The 23,438-nt window shown below is 72.7% G+C and carries 21 protein-coding genes and 1 riboswitch; of the genes, 14 read left to right on the forward strand and 7 right to left on the reverse strand.

The features are described from left to right. Nucleotides 1-14 precede the first annotated feature (14 nt). Nucleotides 15-536 (forward strand): LysM peptidoglycan-binding domain-containing protein, encoded by a 522-nt coding sequence (locus IE321_RS27405; RefSeq protein WP_051841984.1) that lies wholly within the window; start codon nucleotides 15-17, stop codon nucleotides 534-536. Nucleotides 537-749: 213 nt separating this feature from the next. On the opposite strand, the gene IE321_RS27410 is transcribed toward IE321_RS27405, so the two are convergent. Genes IE321_RS27410 through IE321_RS27420 form a run of 3 tightly spaced genes read right to left on the reverse strand, consistent with a single transcriptional unit; the run spans nucleotide 750 to nucleotide 4,308 of the window. Continuing rightward, a complete protein-coding gene (locus IE321_RS27410) occupies nucleotides 750-1,394 on the reverse strand; it encodes an ATP-binding cassette domain-containing protein (RefSeq protein ID WP_190224907.1) in 645 nt (214 codons plus the stop codon). After that, nucleotides 1,391-3,895 (reverse strand): ABC transporter permease subunit, encoded by a 2,505-nt coding sequence (locus tag IE321_RS27415; protein ID WP_190224908.1) that lies wholly within the window; start codon nucleotides 3,893-3,895, stop codon nucleotides 1,391-1,393. The genes IE321_RS27410 and IE321_RS27415 overlap by 4 nt, the downstream gene beginning before the upstream one ends. After that, complete coding sequence (locus IE321_RS27420; RefSeq protein ID WP_190224909.1) at nucleotides 3,883-4,308, reverse strand: hypothetical protein; 426 nt, start codon at nucleotides 4,306-4,308, stop codon at nucleotides 3,883-3,885. Before IE321_RS27420 ends, IE321_RS27415 begins: the two co-directional genes overlap by 13 nt. 116 nt (nucleotides 4,309-4,424) lie before the next feature. On the opposite strand from IE321_RS27420, the gene IE321_RS27425 reads away from it, so the two are divergent. The 7 genes from IE321_RS27425 (at nucleotide 4,425) to IE321_RS27455 (ending at nucleotide 12,280) form a co-directional block, all read left to right on the forward strand. Then, a complete protein-coding gene (locus IE321_RS27425; protein ID WP_043223823.1) occupies nucleotides 4,425-4,940 on the forward strand; it encodes an MTB12 C-terminal domain-containing protein in 516 nt (171 codons plus the stop codon). Next, entirely contained in the window at nucleotides 4,918-6,231 is a 1,314-nt protein-coding gene (locus IE321_RS27430) for an ABC transporter substrate-binding protein (protein ID WP_190224910.1), read from the forward strand. The genes IE321_RS27425 and IE321_RS27430 overlap by 23 nt, the downstream gene beginning before the upstream one ends. A gap of 64 nt (nucleotides 6,232-6,295) precedes the next feature. Continuing rightward, nucleotides 6,296-7,561 (forward strand): glycosyltransferase, encoded by a 1,266-nt coding sequence (locus IE321_RS27435; protein WP_190224911.1) that lies wholly within the window; start codon nucleotides 6,296-6,298, stop codon nucleotides 7,559-7,561. Between the two features lie 262 nt (nucleotides 7,562-7,823). Then, nucleotides 7,824-8,789, forward strand: coding sequence for an aa3-type cytochrome oxidase subunit II (gene ctaC / locus IE321_RS27440; protein ID WP_190224912.1), 966 nt, complete (start codon nucleotides 7,824-7,826; stop codon nucleotides 8,787-8,789). Next, nucleotides 8,786-10,519 (forward strand): aa3-type cytochrome oxidase subunit I, encoded by a 1,734-nt coding sequence (gene ctaD / locus IE321_RS27445; protein ID WP_190224913.1) that lies wholly within the window; start codon nucleotides 8,786-8,788, stop codon nucleotides 10,517-10,519. Before ctaC ends, ctaD begins: the two co-directional genes overlap by 4 nt. Continuing rightward, nucleotides 10,516-10,914 carry a cytochrome c oxidase subunit 4 gene (locus IE321_RS27450; RefSeq protein WP_041128840.1) on the forward strand — a complete coding sequence of 133 codons (399 nt, stop codon included), beginning with the start codon at nucleotides 10,516-10,518 and terminating at the stop codon, nucleotides 10,912-10,914. The genes ctaD and IE321_RS27450 overlap by 4 nt, the downstream gene beginning before the upstream one ends. Before the next feature lie 112 nt (nucleotides 10,915-11,026). Continuing rightward, a complete protein-coding gene (locus tag IE321_RS27455; RefSeq protein WP_190224914.1) occupies nucleotides 11,027-12,280 on the forward strand; it encodes a L,D-transpeptidase in 1,254 nt (417 codons plus the stop codon). A gap of 52 nt (nucleotides 12,281-12,332) precedes the next feature. Here the strand turns inward: IE321_RS27455 and IE321_RS27460 are convergent, their stop codons facing one another. Next, nucleotides 12,333-12,734 (reverse strand): DNA-binding transcriptional response regulator, encoded by a 402-nt coding sequence (locus tag IE321_RS27460; protein WP_190224915.1) that lies wholly within the window; start codon nucleotides 12,732-12,734, stop codon nucleotides 12,333-12,335. 202 nt (nucleotides 12,735-12,936) lie between these two features. Here IE321_RS27460 and ctaE point away from each other — a divergent pair, with 202 nt between their 5' ends. The 6 genes from ctaE to IE321_RS27490 all read left to right on the forward strand — a co-directional run bounded on the left by ctaE (nucleotide 12,937) and on the right by IE321_RS27490 (nucleotide 20,109). Further along, nucleotides 12,937-13,557, forward strand: a complete 621-nt coding sequence (ctaE, locus tag IE321_RS27465) for an aa3-type cytochrome oxidase subunit III (RefSeq protein WP_190224916.1) — start codon at nucleotides 12,937-12,939, stop codon at nucleotides 13,555-13,557. Nucleotides 13,558-13,631: 74 nt separating this feature from the next. Next, nucleotides 13,632-14,441, forward strand: a complete 810-nt coding sequence (gene qcrC, locus IE321_RS27470) for a cytochrome bc1 complex diheme cytochrome c subunit (protein ID WP_043222969.1) — start codon at nucleotides 13,632-13,634, stop codon at nucleotides 14,439-14,441. Beyond that, nucleotides 14,438-15,490, forward strand: coding sequence for a cytochrome bc1 complex Rieske iron-sulfur subunit (gene qcrA, locus IE321_RS27475; RefSeq protein ID WP_190224917.1), 1,053 nt, complete (start codon nucleotides 14,438-14,440; stop codon nucleotides 15,488-15,490). The genes qcrC and qcrA overlap by 4 nt, the downstream gene beginning before the upstream one ends. After that, complete coding sequence (qcrB, locus tag IE321_RS27480; protein ID WP_190224918.1) at nucleotides 15,487-17,112, forward strand: cytochrome bc1 complex cytochrome b subunit; 1,626 nt, start codon at nucleotides 15,487-15,489, stop codon at nucleotides 17,110-17,112. The genes qcrA and qcrB overlap by 4 nt, the downstream gene beginning before the upstream one ends. A gap of 130 nt (nucleotides 17,113-17,242) precedes the next feature. Continuing rightward, entirely contained in the window at nucleotides 17,243-18,307 is a 1,065-nt protein-coding gene (gene trpD, locus IE321_RS27485) for an anthranilate phosphoribosyltransferase (protein ID WP_190224919.1), read from the forward strand. Nucleotides 18,308-18,392: 85 nt separating this feature from the next. Next, nucleotides 18,393-18,508: riboswitch (SAM riboswitch) on the forward strand. Between the two features lie 206 nt (nucleotides 18,509-18,714). Beyond that, nucleotides 18,715-20,109, forward strand: a complete 1,395-nt coding sequence (locus tag IE321_RS27490) for an aminotransferase class V-fold PLP-dependent enzyme (RefSeq protein ID WP_190224920.1) — start codon at nucleotides 18,715-18,717, stop codon at nucleotides 20,107-20,109. A 10-nt stretch (nucleotides 20,110-20,119) separates the two neighbouring features. Here IE321_RS27490 and IE321_RS27495 read toward each other — a convergent pair whose 3' ends face one another. From IE321_RS27495 to IE321_RS27505, 3 genes are all read right to left on the reverse strand, one after another. Then, the gene (locus IE321_RS27495) at nucleotides 20,120-21,271 is read right to left on the reverse strand and encodes a glycerate kinase family protein (RefSeq protein WP_043222977.1); all 1,152 of its coding nucleotides are present in this window, start codon (nucleotides 21,269-21,271) and stop codon (nucleotides 20,120-20,122) included. Next, on the reverse strand, nucleotides 21,268-22,698 hold the full coding sequence (locus tag IE321_RS27500) for an SLC13 family permease (RefSeq protein ID WP_190224921.1): 1,431 nt from the start codon (nucleotides 22,696-22,698) through the stop codon (nucleotides 21,268-21,270). The genes IE321_RS27495 and IE321_RS27500 overlap by 4 nt, the downstream gene beginning before the upstream one ends. A gap of 80 nt (nucleotides 22,699-22,778) precedes the next feature. Beyond that, a complete protein-coding gene (locus tag IE321_RS27505) occupies nucleotides 22,779-23,438 on the reverse strand; it encodes a response regulator transcription factor (RefSeq protein WP_043222985.1) in 660 nt (219 codons plus the stop codon).

Raw genomic sequence — 23,438 nt, forward strand, 5'->3', positions numbered from 1 at the left:
CCGCCGCGGCCGCCGTGGAGGCGGCCCGGGGCACCGGCGAGGACACCGCGGGACCCGGGACCGGCGCGGTGCCCCCGCCGCCGTCGGCGGGACCGGCCGGCGTCCCCGCCTACGCCTGCGCCGAGGACCAGTGGCCCTGGGGCTGCGTCGCCGAGTGCGAGAGCAGCGGCCGCTGGGACGTCAACACCGGCAACGGCTACTACGGCGGGCTCCAGTTCTGGCAGCCCACCTGGATCGACTACGGCGGCCTCAAGTACGCCCGCCGCGCCGACCTGGCCACCCGTCAGCAGCAGATCACCGTCGCCGAGGACGTCCTCCGCGTCCAGGGCTGGGGCGCCTGGCCCGTCTGCTCCAAGCGGTACGGGCTCAGCGGCCGCGTCCACACCGTGCAGGCCGGCGACACCCTCGGCGCCATCGCCCGCCGCTTCTCCGTCAAGGGCGGCTGGCAGCGCCTCTACGAGGCCAACAAGAGCGTCATCGGTCCCGACCCGAACCGGCTGTACGTCGGCATGATGCTGCGGATCGCCCCCCTCTGAGCCGATGCCCTAGGGCCTGTCCGACCATTCCCGTCGGGTCCGGCCCGCCCGGCACGCACGCTCGCCGCACGGCCGAAACGCCCAAGTAGCTCCTTCCCCGAGCTCTCGGCTTCGCTCGAGCAGGGGAGACCCCGTCCGAGTTCGCCCCGGCCGCACGCCGATCGCACGCACCGGACGACCCGGCCTGATCCGACGCCAATGGTCAGACAGGCCCTAGGCACGCCGCTCCGCCGCCTCGCCGCTGAACGCGCGCGAGCCGCGCCGCAGTTCGTGCACCAGCGTGCCGGGCGGGAGTCCGTCCGGCACCCGCTGCTCGGCCAGCACCACCGCCGCGCCGCCCTCCGCGGCGAGCGCGGCGAGCAGCGCGTAGGTGCGGGCCGCCACCGGCGGGGCCATGCCCAGCACCGGCTCGTCCACCAGCACCACCCGCGCCGGACCCAGCAGCGCCCGCGACACCGCCAGCATCCGCCGCTCCCCGCCCGACAGCGTCCCCGCCGGGCGGGACAGCAGGGGGAGGAGCGCGGGGTAGGGGACGGGGGCGTCCGGCCCCGCGAGCGCCAGGTTCTCCGCGACGGTCAGGCCCTCGTACACCGCGCCCCGGTCCGGTACGAAGCACAGCCCGCGGCGGGCCCGTTCGTGCGGCGGCAGCCGCGTCACGTCCTCGCCGCGCCAGAGGACCCGGCCCGCGGCGAGCCGGACCGTCCCGGCCAGCGCGCGCAGCGCCGTGCTGCGGCCCGCGCCGTTGCGGCCGGTCAGCACGGTCACCGTGCCCGCCGGGACCGGCAGGTCCAGTCCGTGCAGGGCCTCCAGGGGGCCGTAGCGCACCCGGGCGCCGCGCAGCTCCATCTCGGCGGTCATGACCGGAGGCGGCCCCCCTCCATCGTGTGGACGGCGGCGGCCGTGCCGGCGACGAGGTCCGGGTCGTGCTCGACCACGAGGACGGTCAGGCCGTCGGCGGCGAGCGCGGCGAGCAGCCGGGACAGGGCCTCGGCCTCCGCCGCGTCCAGGCCGGCGGCGGGTTCGTCGAGGAGGAGCGTGTGCGGGCGGCCCGCCAGGGCGCGGGCCAGTTCCACCCGGCGCAGCAGGCCGGTCGGCAGGCCCGCCGTGCGCCGGGCCCGGACGGGCCCCGCGAGACCCGTCAGCCGCAGGGCGCGCTCGGTCGCGGCGGCCGGGTGGTCCCGGCGGTGGCCGTGCTCGGCGCCGACCCGCACGTTCTCCTCCACGGTGAGGGACGGGAAGAGGGCCGGCCGCTGGAAGGTCCGCGCGATGCCGAGGCGCGCCCGCGCGTGCGCGGTGCGGCGCGTGATGTCCCGGCCGTCCAGCAGCACCCGGCCGCCCGGGCGGGGCCGGGCCGCGCCGGCCAGGCAGTCGAAGAGGGTGCTCTTCCCGGCGCCGTTCGGCCCCACCAGCGCGGTGACCCGGGCGGTGGGCAGTGCGAGCGCCACGTCCCGCAGGGCCGTCACCCCGCCCGGGTGCGTGAACCGCAGGCCCTCCGCCCGGAGCCGTACGCCGGCGGTCCTCCCCGCGGGCTCGTCCGTGAGCGGCGCGGCGCCGTCGGGAGCGGGCGGTCCGGGGCGGTCCCGGCGGTGGGCGGGCCGGGTGAGGAGGGAGGTCAGGGGCGGGATCCGGCCGGTCTGGGTGGCGAGCAGGCCGATGGCCAGGGCCGCGGCTCCGGCGGGTCCGGCGCTGTCGAGGGCGAGCAGGAGGGGGGCCGCCAGAAGGGGCGTCAGGAGGTTGTCGGCGCCCAGGACGATCACCGCGGCGAACCAGAGGAGGCCCCACAGCGGGTCGTAGGCCGTCGGGTCGTACGCCTGGACACCCATCGTGAGGAGGCCGCCGCCGAGGGCGGCCAGACCCGCGGCCAGGGTGAAGGCGAGGAGCTTGAGACGGGTCGCCGCGACGCCCGCGGCCTCCGCGGCCGGCTCGTGGTCGCGCAGGGCGGCCAGCGCGCGGCCGGTGCGGCCCCGGCGCAGGGCGGCCACCAGCAGGAGGGCGGCGGTCAGCAGGAGGAGTTCCAGGACGTAGTAGGCGCGGTCGGTGGTGAAGGCCGCCGGGCGGAGCGGGGCCGGGAGGCCCGCCGTCGCGTACGGCTGGGTGAGGACGAAGCGGCTGACCGCGACGCCGACCGCGAGGGTCGCCAGCGCGAGGGCGAGCCCGTGGCGGCGGATCGCCGGTCCCGCGGTCAGCAGGCCCGCCGCGCCGGTCAGCGGGACCGCCAGGGCGAGCGCCGCGAGGGCGGGCAGCCCGGCCGCCGTGAGGAGGACGGTGAAGAGCGCGCCCAGGCCCGCGTAGGCCGCCTGGCCCAGTGCGAGCCCACCCGCCCGGCCGGTGACCACGGTCAGGGAGAGCAGGACGATCGCCAGGGCCGGCACCTGCACCGCGGTGCGGAGGTCCTGGCCCGCCACGGCCAGGGGGAGGAGGAAGCAGCCGGCGGCGAGCGGCCAGACGGCCGGGGGCGTGCGGTCCGCGCGGGCCGGCGGCGGCAGCGCGTCGTGGCCCCTGCCGCCGATGCCCGGCAGGACGAGCGCCGCGACCAGCAGCGCGAGCACGAAGAGGTTCGCGCCCACCGACCGCAGCAGCGGCTCCGCCCAGCCCTCCGGGTGGAAGCGGGTCAGCTGGGCCTGGGTCACCCCGATGAGCAGCGCCGAGCCGATGGCGACGGGCAGCGACCGCATCCGGGCGATGACCGCGACGGCCATCACCTCCACCACGAGCAGCGGCAGCCCGTACGGGTCGAGCCGGACGTACGGGGCGAGCAGCACGCCCGTCAGGCCTGCGGTGAACGCGCCGAACGCCCAGCCGGCCGCCGCGACCCGGTCCGCGTCGACCCCGGCGAGGACCGCCAGCGGCCGGTTGTCGACCACGGCCCGCAGCTCCCGCCCGAAGCGGGTCCACCGGGTCACCGCCGTCACCAGGCAGGCGACCGCCAGGACGGCCGCGAGCGGGAGCCAGGGCGCGTCGCCGGGGCCGGTCAGCGACGGTGCGTCGTCCCGGGCGCCGGGGCCCCAGAGCAGCACCGCCGCGCCGACGAGGAGGACGAAGACGCCGGTCGAGGCGACCAGGGTGCGGGCCGGTCCGGCGCCGGACCGGGCGAGCGGGCGGAAGACGGCCCGGTCGAGGAGGAGGCCGAGGCCGGGGGCGAGGAGCAGCAGGGTGACCAGGGCGGCGGGCCACAGCGGCCACCCCCACACCACCACCAGCTGGCGGAGCGCGTAGGCGCAGACCATGGCGACCGCGCCGTGCGCCAGGTTCAGCACCCCGGTCGCCCGGTGGGTGACGATCAGGCCGATGCCGGTGAGCGCCGCCGCGCCGCCGACCGCGAGGCCGGCCAGGGTCAGCTCGTACGTCAGGGAGGCCACGGCTCACACACCGGGCAGGGCGCGAGCGCCGGGTCGCCGGCGGCGGGCAGCGCGTCCGCCCGGTCCGCGACCAGCGGGCAGTCCGGGCGGTGCGCCAGCGTCCCGCCGGGGACGCGCAGCGGCGGTCCGTCGGAGGAGGGCGGCGGGGGCGGACCGGTCCCGTCCGCCGCGAGGTCCGCCGCGGCGTCCCCGGGCTCGTCCGGGGCCGTCGGCGTGGTGCGGACGGCCGCCGCGACCAGGACCGCGCCGGCCACGAGCAGCGCCGCTCCCGGCACCGTGCACGAGGCCAGGTAGGGCAGCTGGCGCTCGGCGAAGCGCTCGCCCGAGATCCCGTACCAGCCGAGGACGCACAGCACCGCGCCCCCGGCGGCCGTCACGAGACCGCCCCACAGCAGGAACCGCGCCGTCGGCACGCAGGCCCGTCCTTTCCTCCAGACAAGCTCTGTTCCTCCGACTATGCCCCGTATTCTTGCGCTCCGCGCCGTATCGTCCGACCCTGGAAGCACCCGGCCGAACGGTGGTGGGCCCGATGGTCCTCAGACGACGAGCGGCCGCCCTCGCGGCCACGGCGGTGCTCCTCCTCACGCCGGCCCTCGCGGCCTGCTCCGACGACGAGCCCGCGACCGGCGACCGGGTCACCTCCACCGCGCCGCCCGGCGCGACCGACCGGCCGTCCGGTGCCGCGGAGCCCGCCGACCCGGCCGCGGCCGAGGCGGAGATCGCCCGGAACTGGGCCGCCTTCTTCGACGCGGACACCCCGGCCGCCGAGCGCGTGAAGCTGCTGGAGAACGGCGAGGAGATGCGGGACGTCCTCACCGCCTTCGCCGGCAACCCGCAGGCCGCGGCGATCGCCGCGAAGGTCACCGGGGTCGCCTTCACCTCGGCGACCGGCGCCGACGTCACCTACGACCTGCTCGTCGGCGGCAACCCGCTGCTGCCCGACTCCCGGGGCACCTCGGTGCTCCAGGACGACACCTGGAAGGTCTCCGTGAAGACCCTGTGCGGCCTGGTGAAGCTCAGCGGTGTCACCGTCGAAGGCTGCTGAGACGGCCGCCGCGCGGCTGAGGGCCCTGCTGCTCGCCCTGCTCCTCGTCCTCCTCGCGGGGTGCGGCAGCCGGCTCCCGGAAGGCGCCTTCGAGACGCGGCCCACCGCCCACCCCTCCGGCGGTGAGCCGCTCCGCGTCGGCGTCATCACCAGCGCCACCAGCCCCGTCGGCGGCGCCGCCCTCACCGGGCCGCGCGACGGCGCCCTCGCCTGGTTCGACGCGCTGAACGCGGCCGGCGGGCTCGACGGGCGCCGGATCGAGGTCGAGACCTGCGACGACGGCGGCAGCGGCGTCGGCAACACCGCCTGCGTGCACCGGCTCGTCGACGAGCGGAAGGTCTTCGCCCTGGTCGCCACCACCGCCCTCGACTACGCGGGCGCCCCCCTCGTCTCCCGGGCCGGGGTGCCCGACATCGGCGGCCAGCCCCTCACCCCCGCCTACGAGACCTACCCCCACCTCTACTCGCTCTACGGCAGCTCCGCCCCGCGCACCGGCGCCTCGCCCGGCTGGGACGGCGTGCTGTACGGCGGGACCGAGGTGTACCGGTGGTTCAAGCGCGAGCAGGGGGCGCGGACCGCCGCCGTCGTCGCGTACGACCAGCCCGCCTCCGCCTCCTACGCCCGGCTCGTCGAGCGGGGGCTGCGCGCGGAGGGCTACCGGGTGGTGACCGAGCGGGTCGACTTCGTGCTGCCCGACTTCCGGGCCGTCGCCGCCGATCTGCGCGAGCGCCGGGTCGACCTCGTGTTCGACGCGCTGGACGGGCACGGCAACACCCGGCTGTGCGAGGCGATGGAGGCGCTCGGCGTCCGGGTCGACGCCAAGGTGACGAACGTGCAGAACTGGACCTCCTCCGTCGACCGCGCCTACGCCCGCGCGCCGGGCTGCCGCGAGTCCCTCTGGGTGACCGGGTCCAGCCGCAACTTCGAGGACACCGGCCACCCGGCGGTCCGGGCCTTCCGGGCCGCCATGGGGGACCGGGAGACGTCCCAGTGGCAGCTGGAGGGCTGGGCGGCCGCCATGTGGTTCACCGACGCGGCCCGCTCCTGCCTCGACCACCCCGACCGGGGCGGACTCACCCGGACGTGCGTCGAGGCGTACCTGAACCGCCAGGAGCCCTACACCGCGCGGGGGTTGCTGCTGCCGGTCCGGTTCGAGCACCTGGCGACGCCGCCCGCCGAGCGCGAGACCTGCCTCTCGGTGGCCCGCTGGCGGGACGGGCGCGGCTGGGTGAGCCAGGGCGAGATGACGCGGAACTGCGCGACCGTCCCCCAGCTCGGTCACCGGCCGTGACGGCGGGCGCGGCCGGAGCAGTACAGTCGCCCCGACCCACCCACTGACCGGGGGGAACCGGCAGATGCGTATCTCCTTCCTGATCCACAACGGATTCCACTACGGCGGCACGGTCCAGACCACGTTCACGCTCGCCGAACGGCTCGCGGAACGCCACGAGGTGGAGATCGTCTCGGTCTTCCGCCACCGCGACCGGCCCCGCCTCGACCTCCCCTCCGGGGTGACCCTCCGTCACCTCGTCGACCTGCGCGAGGACTCCCCGGACTACGACGGCGAACGCCCCGACGCCCGCCTCCCCGCCCGGGTCTTCCCGCGCGGCGACGGACGGTGGAAGCAGTACAGCGCGCTGACCGACGCGCGGATCGGGGACCACCTGCGCGGGGTGCGGGCGGACGTCGTCGTCGGGACCCGGCCGGGGCTCAACGTGCACCTGGCCCGGCAGGCGGGAGACGGGCCGCTGCTCGTCGCCCAGGAACACCTCGTCCTCGACGGGCACAGCCGCCGGCTGCGCAGGGACATCGCCCACGAGTACGCGCTCCTCGACCTCGTCACCACCGTCACCGAGGCCGACGCGCGCGCCTACCGGCGGCTCGGGCTGCCGGACTCCGTCCGGGTCGCGTCCGTGCCCAACAGCGTGCCCGCCCCCGCCGTGCCGCCCGCCGACCCCTCGGCGCGGGTCGTCGTCGCGGCCGGCCGGCTGACCCGGGTCAAGCGGTACGACGTCCTCGTCGACGCCTTCGCCGCGCTGGCCGACGAGTACCCGGACTGGAGCCTGCGGATCTACGGCAGCGGGGACGCCGTCCAGGACCTGCGGGAGCCGCTGACCCGGCGGATCGAGGCCCGGGGGCTCGGCGGGCGGGTCCGGCTGATGGGCCAGGCGCACCCGATGGAGCCGGAGTGGGCGCAGGGCTCCATCGCGGCCGTGACCTCCGAGCGGGAGGCCTTCGGCATGGCGATCGTGGAGGCGATGCGGTGCGGGCTGCCGGTGGTCGCCGCGGACTGCCCGCACGGGCCGCGCGAGATCGTCGAGGACGGGGTGGACGGGTGGCTCGTCCCGGTCGGGGACCCCGCCGCGGTGGCCCGGGCGCTGCGCGGGCTGATGGCCGACGAGGAGCTGCGGGCGAGGGCGGGCCGGGCGGCCCGCCTGGCGGCGGAGCGCTTCGACCCCGCGCCGATCGCCGCCCGCCACGAGGAGCTGTGGACCGGGCTCCTCGACGGCCGGGCGCCCCGCCGTCGGACCCACGCGCCGGCCGCCGCCCGGGCACGCACCCGCCGCCCGCCCGGCACCCCGCCCCGGCCCGGGGCCGGGGTGCCCCGCGGCGGCCGATGAGCCCCCGTCAGAACCCCGCCGCCATCCGTCGCCAGACCCCCGAACGGGCGCGTCCGGTCCTCCGTCGGAACGCCCGCGTCCACCCCTTCGGGGACTCGGACGGCGCGTTGGGCACCCTCCCCGCGCGACCCCAAATAGCGTCCAGTAGGGTTTGGTCCGCATAAACATCCAAACCCCTGCCCGCGGCCGGGGCGGCGACCGACCAGCGAGACGGACGGCCGTGGCCGACCAACGCGGGCCGAGACTCTCGGGAAGGCGCTACGTGAGTCCCAACGGCTCCGACCGCTCGTCGCGGCGCCCGATGCGGCGGAAGCTGCCGCAGGTGCTGACTGCGGGCCTGATCCTGGCGACAGCCACCGGCTGCTCGTACAACTGGGAAGACTTCCCTCGCCTCGGCATGCCCACCCCCGTCACGGAAGAGGCGCCTCGGATCCTCTCCCTGTGGCAGGGCTCCTGGGCCGCCGCGCTCCTCACCGGAATCCTGGTGTGGGGCCTCATCCTGTGGGCGGTCATCTTCCACCGGCGCAGCCGGACCAAGGTCGAGGTACCTCCGCAGACCCGCTACAACATGCCCATCGAGGCGCTGTACACGGTCACCCCCCTCATCATCGTCTCGGTGCTCTTCTACTTCACCGCGCGCGACGAGTCGAAGCTCCTCGAGCTCTCCCCGAAGCCCGCCCACACGGTCAACGTGGTCGGCTACCAGTGGAGCTGGGGCTTCAACTACATCGAGGACGTGCCCGGCGTCGAGGGTGACGCGAAGACGGACGCGAACCTCGCGTCCATCCCGGACAAGTTCATCGACCAGTTCCCGGACAACGCGGGCGGCGTCTACGACGCCGGCATCCCCGGCGACCGGAACCCGCAGACCGGCAACCCGGGCCCGACCCTGTGGCTGCCGAAGGGCGAGAAGGTCCGCTTCGTCCTCACCTCGCGTGACGTCATCCACTCCTTCTGGGTGGTCCCCTTCCTCATGAAGCAGGACGTCATCCCGGGTCACACCAACGCCTTCGAGGTCACCGCGACCCGTGAGGGCACCTTCCTCGGCAAGTGCGCCGAGCTGTGCGGTGTCGACCACTCCCGGATGCTCTTCAACGTCAAGGTGGTCTCCCCGGAGCGCTACCAGGCGCACCTGAAGGAGCTGGCCGAGAAGGGTCAGACCGGCTACATCCCGTCCGGCATCGAGCAGACGGACCCGGCCAGGAACGCGGAGAAGAACCAACTGTGAGCATCCCCAACGAAACCAAGGGTGCCGCGGCTGAGGACTCGTACGAGAACGAGGTGCCCGTCCGCCGCAAGCAGCCCGGCAACGTGGTGGTGAAGTGGCTGACCACCACCGACCACAAGACGATCGGTACCCTGTACCTCGTCACTTCGTTCGTGTTCTTCTGCATCGGTGGCCTCATGGCGCTCTTCATGCGCGCCGAGCTGGCCCGTCCGGGTACGCAGATCATGTCGAACGAGCAGTTCAACCAGGCGTTCACGATGCACGGCACGATCATGCTGCTGATGTTCGCGACGCCGCTGTTCGCCGGATTCGCGAACTGGATCATGCCGCTGCAGATCGGCGCGCCCGACGTGGCGTTCCCGCGGCTGAACATGTTCGCCTACTGGCTGTACCTCTTCGGCTCGATCATCGCGGTGGCCGGCTTCCTCACCCCGCAGGGTGCGGCCGACTTCGGCTGGTTCGCCTACTCCCCGCTGTCGGACGCCGTCCGCTCGCCGGGTGTCGGCGCCGACATGTGGATCATGGGTCTGGCCTTCTCCGGCTTCGGCACGATCCTCGGCTCGGTCAACTTCATCACCACGATCATCTGCATGCGTGCCCCCGGCATGACGATGTTCCGCATGCCGATCTTCACCTGGAACGTGCTGCTGACCGGTGTCCTGGTCCTGCTCGCCTTCCCGGTCCTGGCGGCCGCGCTGTTCGCCCTGGAGGCGGACCGCAAGTTCGGTGCCCACGTCTTCGACGCGTCCAACGGCGGAGCCTTGCTCTGGCAGCACCTCTTCTGGTTCTTCGGACACCCAGAGGTGTACATCATCGCCCTGCCGTTCTTCGGCATCGTCTCCGAGATCATCCCGGTCTTCAGCCGTAAGCCGATGTTCGGCTACATCGGTCTGGTGGCCGCGACGATCGCGATCGCCGGTCTGTCCGTGACCGTGTGGGCCCACCACATGTACGTGACCGGTGGCGTGCTCCTCCCGTTCTTCTCCTTCATGACGTTCCTCATCGCCGTACCGACCGGCGTGAAGTTCTTCAACTGGATCGGAACGATGTGGAAGGGCTCGCTGTCCTTCGAGACACCGATGCTGTGGACGATCGGCTTCCTGATCACCTTCACCTTCGGTGGTCTGACCGGCGTCATCCTGGCCTCGCCCCCGATGGACTTCCACGTCTCGGACTCGTACTTCGTCGTGGCGCACTTCCACTACGTGGTCTTCGGCACCGTCGTCTTCGCGATGTTCGCCGGCTTCCACTTCTGGTGGCCGAAGTTCACCGGCAAGATGCTGGACGAGCGCCTGGGCAAGATGACGTTCTGGACGCTGTTCATCGGCTTCCACGGCACCTTCCTGGTGCAGCACTGGCTCGGTGCCGAGGGCATGCCGCGTCGTTACGCGGACTACCTGGACGCCGACGGCTTCACCGCGCTGAACACGATCTCGACGATCTCCTCCTTCCTGCTCGGCCTGTCGATCCTTCCGTTCATGTACAACGTCTGGAAGACCGCCAAGTACGGCAAGAAGATCGAGGTCGACGACCCGTGGGGCTACGGCCGTTCGCTGGAGTGGGCGACCTCCTGCCCGCCGCCGCGGCACAACTTCCTCACGCTGCCGCGGATCCGTTCGGAATCGCCCGCGTTCGACCTGCACCACCCTGAGATCGCGGCTGTCGACCAGCTCGAGAACAAGCCGCACGAGGCCGCGGCCCTCACGGGCAGCAAGGAGGCCGGCAAGTGAAGATCCAGGGCAAGATGTTCATCTGGCTGAGCGTCTTCATCCTTGCCATGGCGATCCTCTACGGCGTCTGGAGCAAGGAGCCGGTCGGCACGACGGCGCTCTTCCTGGCCTTCGGCCTGGCCATCATGATCGGCTACTACCTGGCCTTCACGGCCAAGCGGGTCGACGCGATGGCGCAGGACGACAAGGAGGCCGACGTCGCGGACGAGGCCGGCGAGGTGGGCTTCTTCGCCCCCCACAGCTGGCAGCCGCTGTCGCTGGCCATCGGCGGTGCCCTCGCCTTCCTCGCGATCGCGATGGGCTGGTGGCTGCTGTACTTCTCGGCGCCGCTGATCCTCGTCGGCCTGTTCGGCTGGGTCTTCGAGTTCTACCGCGGTGAGAACCAGAACCAGTAGCGGTACCCCGTAACACCCCGAGGGGCCCGGTCACTTCGTACGCGAAGCGGCCGGGCCCCTCTTTTGCCGCGCTCGGCGCGCCCGGGCGGGGAAGTGTCCTTAGCGTGAAGTCATGAACGACACGCCGCGCATTCGGACTGTTCTGAGCTGCACCCTCTTGGCCCTCACCGTCACCGCGGGCGCGACGGCGTGCGCGGGCTCGGACGGGCATCCGCTGTCGGCGAGCCCCTACGACGCGGCCGACCAGATCGCCTTCGCGGCGGCCGACGGGACGAAGCTGGACCCCGAGAAGCCGCTGGAGATCACCTCCACGGGCGACGACGGGCGGATCAGCGACGTGACCGCCACCGACGCGGCCGGCCGCCACCTGGCGGGCGAACTCACCGCCGACGGCCGTACGTGGCGCTCCACGGGCTCCCTGGCCGCCGGGACGCGCTACACCGTCAGGGTGGCCACGGAGGACGGGGACGGGGCCCCAGGAGGCCGTACGTACACCTTCGAGACGGCTCCGGCCAAAAGGGCCCTGACCGTCACCTTCGGGCCGGAGGCGGGCACCTACGGCGTCGGGCAGCCGATCACGGCCGACCTCACCCTCCCGGTCAAGGACCGCGCCGCGCGCGCCGTCGTCGAACGGGCCCTCAAGGTCCGCTCCACGCCCGCCGTCGAGGGCTCCTGGTACTGGGTCGACGACAAGAAGCTCCACTTCCGGCCCAAGGAGTACTGGCCGGCCGGCGCGCTCGTCTCGGTCACCGGCAACCTCGACGGCCTCCGGGTCGGCGACAAGCTCTACGGCGGTCCGTCCAAGCCGCTCCGGCTGAAGATCGGCGACCGGATCGAGGCCCTCGCCGACGCCGAGACGCACCAGATGACCGTGAAGCGCAACGGAGAAGTGATCAACACCATTCCGGTGACCACCGGCAAACCGGGCTTCTCCACCCGTAACGGCATCAAAGTGGTGCTCGGCAAGGAGTACTACGTCCGGATGCGCGGCACCAGCATCGGCATCTCCGAGGGCAGCTCGGAGTCGTACGACCTGCCGGTGTACTACGCCACCCGGGTCACCTGGAGCGGCGAGTACGTGCACGCCGCCCCCTGGTCCGTGGGCTCCCAGGGCGTCGCCAACGTCAGCCACGGCTGCGTGGGCATGTCCACCGGCAACGCGGCCTGGTTCTACGAGACCGTCCGCGCCGGCGACATCGTCCGCACCGTCAACAGCTACGGCGACATGATGGACACCTTCGGGAACGGCTTCGGCGACTGGAACATGCCCTGGGAGAAGTGGCGCCGGGGCAGCGCCCTGGTGGCCGAGCGGGGCGACCCCACGGCCACCGAGGACGCCAAGGCCCGCCTCAGGCCCACTCTCTAGCCCACGCCCGGCCCACCCCAACCCACCCCAGCTCTCGAAGGGGTGACGCGCGCTACGCGTCCAGCGACAGCCGCGAGCGCAGCAGGGCCGCCAGGGACGCCGCGAACTCGACCGGTTCCACCGGAAGGGTGACCGCGGCGTCCGCGCGGCTCCAGGTGGCCAGCCAGGCGTCCTGCGGGCGCCCGATGAGCAGCAGCACCGGCGGGCAGCGGAAGACCTCGTCCTTGATCTGCCGGCAGACGCCCATGCCGCCCGCGGGGGCGGCCTCGCCGTCCAGCACGCAGACGTCGACGCCCCCCTCGTCCAGCCGCTTCAGCACGGCCGGGAGCGTGGCGCACTCCACGAACTCCACGGGGGGCACGTCGGCCGCGGGCCGCCGCCCGGCGGCGAGCCGGACCTGCTCCCGGGTGTTCGCGTCATCGCTGTAGACCAGGACCGTGGCACTCGACTGCATCGTTCCTCCGTCCGGAAGGCGGGCCGGTCGTCCTCGACCGGTGCGCGGGAGCCTACTCCGCTCCACACCCCGTCAACACCCGTTCAACACCTGTTCGAAGGGTGTCCGGAGGCCCTTCCGATGGGCCGTTCGGGCTGGACACACCCCTCTGACACTCCGAACGGCACCCCCCGGAGTGAGGGCGGGATAAGCGACCGACATAATGTCGGTCGTGGCGACAGTAACGACAGTAGATACCGGGCACGCGCACCCGTCGGTCAATCGACCGAACCTCACCAGCGTCGGAACCATCATCTGGCTGAGTTCCGAGCTGATGTTCTTCGCGGCCCTCTTCGCGATGTACTTCACCCTGCGATCCGTGATGGGTCCCGAGTTCTGGGCGGAAAAGGCCGAGGCCTTGAACTTCCCGTTCTCGGCGACCAACACCACGATCCTGGTGCTCTCCTCCCTCACCTGCCAGCTCGGCGTCTTCGCCGCGGAGCGGGGCGACGTGAAGAAGCTCCGGACGTGGTTCATCATCACGTTCGTGATGGGTGCGATCTTCATCGGCGGCCAGGTCCTGGAGTACACCGAGCTGGTCAAGCACGAGGGCCTCTCGCTCTCGTCGGACCCGTACGGCACGGTGTTCTACCTGACCACCGGCTTCCACGGCCTGCACGTGACGGGCGGTCTCATCGCCTTCCTGCTGGTCCTCGGCCGGACGTACGCCGCCAAGAGGTTCACTCACGAGCAGGCAACCGCCGCCATCGTCGTGTCCTACTACTGGCACTTCGTCGATGTCGTCTGGATCGGCCTCTTCGCCACGATCTACATGATCAAGTAGTCGGTCACCGCCCGTCGCGGCGGACCGACATCCAGCAAGCATCGACGCAGAAGATCCTGACACCGGGGTAATCCGTGAAAAAGCTCTCCGCACGACGACGCCATCCGCTGGCGGCGGTCGTCGTCCTACTTCTCGCGCTGGCGGCCACGGGGGGGCTGTACGCCGCGTTCGCGCCCGCGGGCACGGCGAAGGCCGATGAAACCGCCCAGTCCCTCGCCATCGAGGAGGGCAAGAAGCTCTACTCCGTCGGCTGCGCCAGCTGCCACGGAACCGGCGGTCAGGGCACCTCTGACGGCCCGTCCCTGGTCGGCGTGGGCTCGGCCTCCGTGGACTTCCAGGTCGGCACCGGCCGCATGCCGGCGCAGCAGCCGGGTGCCCAGGTCCCGAAGAAGAAGGTCATCTACACGCAGGCTGAGATCGATCAGCTCGCGGCGTACGTCGCCTCCCTCGGGGCCGGTCCGGTCACGCCGAAGGAAGGCCAGTACAGCCCTGAGGGCGCCGACATCGCGAAGGGTGGCGAGCTGTTCCGCACGAACTGCGCGCAGTGCCACAACTTCACCGGCGAGGGCGGCGCGCTGACCCACGGCAAGTACGCCCCGAGCCTTGAGGGCGTCAGCCCGAAGCACCTCTACGAGGCCATGCAGACCGGCCCGCAGAACATGCCCTCCTTCCCGGACACCACCATGCCGGAGAAGGAGAAGAAGGACATCATCGCGTACGTCCAGGCCGTGAACGGCGACGAGACCGCGAGCCCGGGCGGCCTGTCGCTCGGTGGCCTCGGCCCCGTCTCCGAGGGCCTGTTCGCCTGGATCTTCGGTCTGGGTGCGCTGATCGCAGTTGCCATCTGGGTCGCGGCCCACACCGCTAAGGCCAAGAAGTCATGAGTACCCAAGAGATTCCAGAAGAGAACCTGCCGGCAGGGCAGGACACCGCGCACGGCGCGGTGAAGGTCGCGGACAACCCGTTCGTCGACCCGGGCCTTCCGCCCCACAAGCCGCGTGTCCAGGACATCGACGAGAAGGCCGCCCGGCGCTCCGAGCGCGCGGTCGCCTTCATGTTCGTGCTGTCGATGCTGGCCACCATCGGCTTCATCGCCTCGTACGTGATCTTCCCGGTCGACAAGATCGTGTACATCTGGCCCTTCGGCCACGTGTCCGCGCTCAACTTCGCCCTGGGCTGGACGCTCGGCCTCGCTCTCTTCTTCATCGGCGCGGGCGCGGTCCACTGGGCCCGCACCCTGATGTCCGACGTCGAGATCGCGGACGAGCGCCACCCGATGGCGGCGTCGCCCGAGGTCAAGGCGAAGGTCATGGCGGACTTCGCGGCCGGTGCCGCCGAGTCCGGCTTCGGCCGCCGCAAGCTCATCCGCAACACGCTCTTCGGCGCGCTGGCCCTGGTGCCGCTCTCCGGAGTCATGCTGCTGCGTGACATGGGACCGCTGCCCGAGCGCAAGCTCAGGACCACCCTGTGGGCCAAGGGCAAGCTGCTCATCAACATGAACACGCACGAGCCGCTGCGTCCCGAGGACGTCGCCGTCGGTTCGCTGACCTTCGCGATGCCCGAGGGCCTCTCGGAGCACGACCACAACTTCCAGACCGAGATCGCCAAGGCCGCCCTGATGATCGTCCGGATCCAGCCGGAGGACATCAAGGACAAGCGCGAGCTCGAGTGGTCGCACGAGGGCATCGTCGCCTTCTCGAAGATCTGCACCCACGTCGGCTGCCCGATCTCGCTGTACGAGCAGCAGACGCACCACGTGCTCTGCCCGTGCCACCAGTCCACCTTCGACCTGTCCGACGGCGCCCGAGTCATCTTCGGCCCGGCCGGTCACGCCCTCCCGCAGCTGCGGATCGGCGTGAACGACAAGGGCTTCCTCGAAGCGCACGGCGACTTCGACGAGCCCGTCGGTCCCGCATTCTGGGAGCGCGGATGAGCACTGTGACCAACACGCAGAAGAAGGCGCCCGCCGGTGAGCGGGTCGCCGACTGGGCCGACGGACGCCTGGGGATCTACACGCTGGCCAAGGCCAACATGCGGAAGATCTTCCCGGACCACTGGTCCTTCATGCTGGGCGAGATCTGCCTCTACAGCTTCCTCATCATCATCCTGACGGGCGTCTATCTGACGATGTTCTTCCACCCGTCGATGAACGAGGTGGAGTACGCGGGCTCGTACGTCCCGCTCCAGGGACAGCTGATGTCCGAGGCGTTCAACTCGACCATGCACATCTCCTTCGAGGTGCGCGGTGGCCTGCTGATCCGGCAGATCCACCACTGGGCGGCGCTGATCTTCCTCGCCGGCATGTTCGTGCACATGATGCGCGTCTTCTTCACGGGCGCGTTCCGCAAGCCGCGTGAGATCAACTGGCTGTTCGGCTTCCTGCTGTTCTTCCTGGGCATGTTCACCGGCTTCACCGGTTACTCGCTCCCGGACGACCTGCTCTCCGGCACCGGTGTCCGCTTCATGCAGGGCGCGATCCTGTCGGTGCCGATCGTCGGCACCTACCTGTCGATGTTCCTCTTCGGCGGCGAGTTCCCCGGCGGCGACTTCGTCGCCCGGTTCTACTCGGCGCACGTGCTGCTGCTCCCCGGCATCATGCTGGGCCTGGTGGTCGCTCACCTGATCCTGGTGTTCGTCCACAAGCACACGCACTTCGAGGGCCCCGGCCGGACGAACAAGAACGTCGTCGGCATGCCGCTGCTCCCGGTGTACATGGCGAAGGCCGGAGGCTTCTTCTTCCTGGTCTTCGGCGTCATCGCGATCGTCGCGGCGGTCGCCTCGATCAACCCGATCTGGGCCATCGGCCCGTACCGGCCGGACCAGGTGTCCACCGGCGCCCAGCCCGACTGGTACATGGGCTTCGCCGAGGGTCTGATCCGTGTCATGCCGGGCTGGGAGATCAACCTGTGGGGCCACACGCTGGTCCTCGGCGTGATGATCCCGCTGGCGATCTTCCCGGCGGTCCTCGCGGCCATCGCGGTCTACCCGTTCATCGAGTCCTGGATCACGGGCGACAAGCGCGAGCACCACATCGCGCAGCGCCCGCGCAACGCTCCGACGCGCACCGCCTTCGGCGTCGCCTGGATCACCGCGTACATGATCATGCTCGTCGGTGGTGGAAACGACCTCTGGGCGACCCACTTCCACCTGTCGATCAACTCGATCACCTGGTTCGTGCGGATCTTCTTCTTCGTTGGCCCGGTCATCGCGTTCATCGTCACCAAGCGGATCTGCCTCGGCCTCCAGCGCCGGGACAAGGACAAGGTGCTGCACGGGCGCGAGTCCGGCATCATCAAGCGCCTGCCGCACGGTGAGTTCGTCGAGGTCCACGAGCCGCTCAGCCAGGGCGAGCTGTACAAGCTCACCGCGCACGAGCAGTACGAGCCCGCCGCGCTGCCGCCGGCCGTCGACGAGAACGGCGTCCAGCGGAAGATCGGCGCGATGGAGAAGCTCCGGGTCAAGCTCAACAAGGGCTACTACGGCGACGACAACCAGGTCGCCAAGCCCACCCTGGAGGAGTACAAGGAGATCCAGAGCGGCCACGGCCACCACTGACTCCCTCCTGACCTCCTGAAGTAGGTCGCCACGGCGAGAGCCCCGTCCATTCGATGGACGGGGCTCTTTGCCGTACCCGGGGCTCGATAGGCTGGACCCCGTATCCGACGAACGATCATCAGGAGCTGCCATGAGCGCTGCGACCCCCGCTGGAGGACCTACCACGGCGGGCCGCTCCTGGCCCGTCCTCCTGAACGGCCTCCTGGAGGGGAGGAACCTCTCCGCCGACGACACCGCCTGGGCGATGGACCTGATCATGAGCGGCGAGGCGACCGACGCCCAGATCGCCGGCTTCATGGTGGCGCTGCGGGCCAAGGGCGAGACCGTCGAGGAGATCAGCGGGCTCGTCCGGACCATGTACGCGCACGCCAACACCATCGAGGTGCCGGGACCGGCCGTCGACATCGTCGGCACCGGCGGCGACGGCGCCAAGACGGTCAACATCTCCACGATGGCCTCGATCGTCGTCGCCGGCACCGGCACGAAGGTCGTCAAGCACGGCAACCGGGCCGCCTCCTCCGCCTCCGGCTCCTCCGACGTCCTGGAGAAGCTCGGCATCAACCTCGACCTCACCCCGGGCCGGGTCGCCGAGGTCGCCCAGGAGGCCGGCATCACCATCTGCTTCGCGGTGAGGTTCCACCCCTCGCTGCGGCACGTGGCCGCCGCCCGCGGCCAGCTCGGCATCCGCACCACCTTCAACGTGCTGGGCCCGCTCACCAACCCGGCCCGGGTGAGGGCGCAGGCCGTCGGCGTCGCCGACGCCCGGATGGCGCCCATCGTGGCCGGGGTCTTCGCCGAGCGCGGCAACTCGGCCCTGGTCTTCCGCGGCGACGACGGCCTGGACGAGCTGACCATCACCGGCACCTCCCGGGTGTGGGTGGTCCGCGACGGCGCCGTCCGCGAGGAGGTCTTCGACCCGAAGGACGTCGGCATCCCCTACGCGCCGCTGGAGGCGCTGCGGGGCGCCGACGCCTCCTTCAACGCGGACGTCGCCCGTCGGCTCCTGGCCGGCGAGACCGGTCCGGTACGGGACGCGGTGCTGCTCAACGCGGCCGCGGCGCTCACCGCGCTGGAGCCCGGCGAGGGCACCCTGGCGGAGCAGTTGCGGGCCGGTATGGCGCGGGCCGCCGAGTCCATCGACTCCGGGGCCGCCCGCGCGTCCCTGGACCGCTGGGTCGCCGCCACCCACGCCTGAGACCCGCCGCGCGGCCCGCGCGATCCCGTTCCGGAATGCGGACGGGGTTGCGCGGACCGCGAGCGGTGGCATACGTTCGGCAACAGGTCATGAGTGACAGCCCCAAGCCCCGGCTGGCTGTCCGGCAACCCTCCGTCCGTGGCGGGGTGCCCCGGGTGAAGACCAGGCCGTGGACAGCAAGGTCCATGGCAAGCGCGGACCCCTGCGCCATCCCTGGGGTCCTGGTCCTTGAGGGAGCGGTCTCGTGAGCAAGCGAATGCGTTAGGGCCTCCGGCCCCCTTCTCCTTCCCCTCCGTGCGGCCCCGTTCTCGCCGTGCGTCGAGGCAACACCCGTACGCGGCACGCCGTTTCGCGCTGCCCTGCGGGCTCTTCACGCCCTTTCGCCTGTCCCGCCGGGAGATACCGCCATGTCCGCACGCCCGAACGCCGCCGCTGCCACCACCACCGCCGACTCCGCCGACGCCTGCTGCGCCGAGCCGCTGCCGGTCCTCGGCCGTGACGTCACCGTCCCGCTCGTCACCGGCGGCGAGGTGACCTACGCGGCCCTCGACTACGCCGCCAGCGCCCCCGCCCTCCAGCGCGTCTGGGACGACGTCGCCGCCTACGCCCCCTACTACGGCAGCGTCCACCGCGGCGCCGGCTACCTCTCCCAGCTCTCCACCGACCTCTTCGAGCAGAGCCGCGTCACCGTCGCCGAGTTCCTCGACTGCCGCGAGGGCGACCAGGTCGTCTTCACCCGCTCCACCACCGACTCGCTCAACCTGCTCGCCCAGGTCGTGCCCGCCGACTGCCAGGTCTTCGTCTTCGAGACCGAGCACCACGCCTCCCTGCTGCCCTGGCGCGACACCCAGGTCACCTACCTCAACGCCCCGCGCACCCCGGCCCAGGCGGTCGAGACCCTGGAGCGGGCCCTCGCCGACCGCGACCCCCACGGCCCCGCCCTGGTCTGCGTCACCGGCGCCTCCAACGTGACCGGCGAGCTGTGGCCGGTGCGCGAACTGGCCGCAGCCGCCCACGCGCACGGCGCCCGGATCGTCCTCGACGCCGCCCAGCTCGCCCCCCACCACCCGGTCTCCGTCCGCGAGCTCGACGTGGACTGGGTCGCCTTCTCCGGCCACAAGCTGTACGCGCCCTTCGGCTCCGGCGTCCTCGCCGGCCGCGCCGACTGGCTCCAGGCCGCCGAGCCCTACCTGGCCGGCGGCGGCGCCTCCCGCACCGTGGCCCGCCGCGCCGACGGCGGCGTGGACGTCGAGTGGCACACCACCGCGGCCCGCCACGAGGCCGGCTCCCCGAACGTCATCGGCGTCTACTCCATCGCCTCCGCCTGCAAGGCGCTGACCGAGGCCGGCTTCGACTCCCTCGTCGCCCGCGAGCGGCACCTCATCGACACCGTCCGCGCCGGGCTCGCCGAGGTGCCCGAGGTCCGCGTCCTCTCCCTCTTCGGCGACGACGCCCCGCGCGTCGGGGTCATCTCCTTCGTCGTCGACGGCTGGAACAGCTCGCACTTCGCCGCCGCCCTCTCCGCCGAGTACGGCATCGGCGTCCGCGACGGCCTCTTCTGCGCCCACCCGCTGGTCCGCACCCTGCTCGGCTCCGACCCGCAGGACCCGGGCGAGTGCGGCGCCCCCGAGCCGGCCGCCCCGGGCGAGCGCTCCCTCAACGCCATCCGCGTCAGCTTCGGCGCCGGCACCCCGGACGAGCACGTCGAGCGGTTCGTCGGCGCCGTGAAGGAACTCGTCCGCGACGGCGCCCAGTGGAAGTACCGCACGGAGGACGGCCGCTGCGTCCCCGACCGCGGCTGACAGCGACCGCTCAGGCCGCCAGCCTCGTCCCCAACAGGACCATGCGCAGGGCCCGTTCGGCCGCGTCCGCCAGGAACTCGGCGCCCCGGTCGAGCGCCTCGGGCAGCGCCACGGGCGCGGGCAGGATCGAGCCGTAGGCGTCGACCCCCACCGCCCGCACCTCGTGGACGCCCTGACCGAGCGTGCCGGCCAGGGCCAGGACCGGCACCCCGTGGGCCTTGGCCCGGCGCGCCACCTCCGCCGGGACCTTGCCCCGCACGGTCTGGCCGTCCAGGGACCCCTCCGCGGTGATCACCAGGTCGGCGCGGGCCAGCCGGGCGTCCAGGTCCACGTGGTCGAGCAGCACCTCGAAGCGGGGGAGCAGCCGGGCCCCGAGCGCGGCGAGACCGGCGCCGAGCCCGCCCGAGGCCCCGGACCCGGGAGCCGTGCCGAGCCCGGCCGGCGCGCCCAGGTCCCGTACGAGGAGCTCGGCCCAGCGGTCCAGGGCGGCCGCCAGCTCCTCGACCCGCTCCGGGCCCGCGCCCTTCTGCGGGCCGAAGACCCGGGCCACGCCCCGCTCGCCGCGGAGCACGTTGTACGGATTGCAGGCCACCAGCAGCTCGGCGGTCGCGAGACGCGGGTCGAGGCCGGTCGGGTCGATCCGGTCAAGGCGGTTCAACGCGGCACCCCCCAGGGGGAGTTCGACTCCCTCGGCGTCCAGGAGCCGGGCGCCGAGGGCCTGGAGCGCACCCGCTCCGCCGTCCGAGGTGCCGGAGTCGCCGCAGCCGACCAGGACGCGGCGGGCCCCGGCGTCGAGCGCGGCCCGGATCAGTTCGCCCACCCCGTAGGTCGTGGTGGCGCCCGGGTCGCGCCGGCCGGGCGGCACCAGGGAGAGGCCCGCGACGGCCGCCATCTCGACCACCGCGGAGGAGCGGTCGAGCAGCGCGAAGTGGGTCCCGACCGGGTCGCCGAGGGGGCCGGCCGCGATCCGGGGGAGCAGACGGCCCCCGGTCGCGGCGGCCAGCGCCCGGGCCGTCCCCTCCCCGCCGTCGACCAGCGGGACGAGGTCGACGACGGCGTCCGGGCGGACCCGGCGCAGTCCCTCGGCGATGGCCTCGGCGGCCTCGGGCGCCGACAGGGACTCCTTGAAACCGCTGGGGGCGACGGCGATGTGCAGGCTCACGGCTGGGACTCCAGGAGGACGGGCACGCCGAGCAGCGGCCAGACGGCGAGGGCGAAGAGCAGCACCAGGGCGGCGCTGAGCGGGGCGAGCACGGCGGACAGCCGCAGCAGGTCGCCCGGGACGAAGGTGGGGACGCCGTCCGGGGGTTCGGCGAAGAGGGCGACCGGTTTCGCCGAGGCGGGCAGGGTGTGGCAGAAGCCGGCGGCGGCGGTGGAGGCGAGCGCGGCGGCCACCGGGTTGATCCCGGCGCCGACCGCCGCGGCCACCACCAGCGGCACCAGCACCGAGGAGCGGGCGGAGCGGGACTGGAGCACCAGATGGGCGGCGGTGCTCACGGCGACGACCACGCCGAGGAAGGCCCACGGGGGCAGCCCGCCCGGCAGCCCGCCGACCAGCCATCCGGCGGCGCCGGAGTCGACCAGGGCCACGCCCATCGCGGTGGTCGCCGCCATGAAGACCAGCATCGGCCAGGGCACCGACCGCAGCCCGTCCTTCATCCGGACCGTGCCGAGCGCGGGGGAGGAGGCCACCACCGCGCCGATCAGCGCGACCACGGCCGGCGACACCCCGTGCAGCGGTTCGGCGCACCACAGCGCCACCACCGTGCCGAGCAGCAGCAGACAGCGCTGCTCGGGCGGGGAGAGCGGGCCCGACACCGGGGTGGCGGAGTGCTCCTGCACCGCGCCGACGGTGATCCGGACGGGCCCCCGCCGGTCCTCCCTGCGGGTGGTGGTGAGCAGCACCGCCTCCGCCGCGAGGTGGGAGGAGACCACCGCGAGCGGCAGACCGAGGAGCAGCCAGCGGGTGAAGCCGATCGACTCCCCGGTCTGCTCCAGGAGCACCCCGACGGTGATGAGGTGGGCGCCCGCGCCGATCAGGGTGGCGACCGCCGACAGCAGGATGACGGTGGGGAAGAGCAGGGCCAGCATCACGACGAGCCGCCGGCGCCCGGCGAGCGCGTGGGCGAGGGTGAGGAAGACGGGCAGGGCCAGCGCGGCCCGGCCGGAGGTGGCGGGGACGGCGAAGGCGGTGACGACCAGCGCGGCGGTGGTCAGGTGCACCAGCCGGCGCACGGACCGGGCGCCGGTGACGAGGAAGGCGGCCGCGCGGCCGGCGAGGCCGGTCCGGGTCACCGCCGCCGCGAGGACGAAGGCGCAGATCAGCAGCCAGACGGTGGCGTCGCCGAGGGTGGCGAAGAGGGTGTCGGCGCTGATCACCCCGGTGACGGTGAGGGCGAGTCCGGCACCGAGCGCGACGACGGTGTCGTCGACCGGGGCGGCGATCCAGGCGCAGGTCGCGAGGGCGAAGACGGCCAGGGTCAGCCGGGCCCCGCCGTCGAGGCCGGGGGCGGTGCCGGGGACGGCGAGCGCCGCGCAGGCGCCGAGCGCCAGGCAGAGCCACACCGCCGGTCGGAGGGAGAGGTTCACGGGAACCACCCTCCGGGCGGCCGGTGAGCCGTCGATGAGCCCTCCGTGAAGGAAGGTTCACGTGCCCCCGGACGGATCCGTCACGGCAGCCGGTACCCCATGCCCCGCACCGTCTCCAGCCGCTGCGCGCCCAGCTTCTTCCGCAGCGCCCGGACGTAGACGTCCACGATGTTGGAGCCGGGGTCGAAGTCGTACCCCCACACGTGGGAGAGGATCTGCTCCCGGGAGAGCACCTGCCCCGGGTGGCGCAGGAACAGCTCCAGGAGCACGAACTCACGGGCGGTCAGGTCGACCGTCCGGTCCCCGGAGCGGGCCCGCCGGGTGCGCAGGTCCAGGCCGAGGTCGCCGCTGCGCAGCACGGTCACCTCGGGGGCGCGGGCGGCGGTGCGCAGCCGCAGCCGGATCCGGGCGAGCAGCTCCTCGAAGCGGAAGGGCTTGGTCATCCAGTCGTCGGCGCCGCCCTCCAGGCCGGCCACCGTGTCCCGTACCGAGTCACGGGCGGTCAGGACCAGGACGGGGAGGGTCACCCGGGCCTCGCGCAGCTCCCTGAGGACGGTGAAGCCGTCCCGGCCGGGCAGGCCGATGTCCAGCACGACCAGGTCGAAGGCGCCGGTGCGCGCCAGGGCGAGCGCGGTGTCGCCGTCGGCGGCCACGGAGGTGGTGAAGCCGTTGGCGCGGAGCCCCTTCTCGACGAAGGAGGCGATGCGCTCCTCGTCCTCGGCGATCAGGATGCGGTTCAT

It is taken from the genome of Streptomyces hydrogenans, assembly GCF_014656075.1.
In the GTDB taxonomy this organism is placed as follows: domain Bacteria; phylum Actinomycetota; class Actinomycetes; order Streptomycetales; family Streptomycetaceae; genus Streptomyces; species Streptomyces hydrogenans.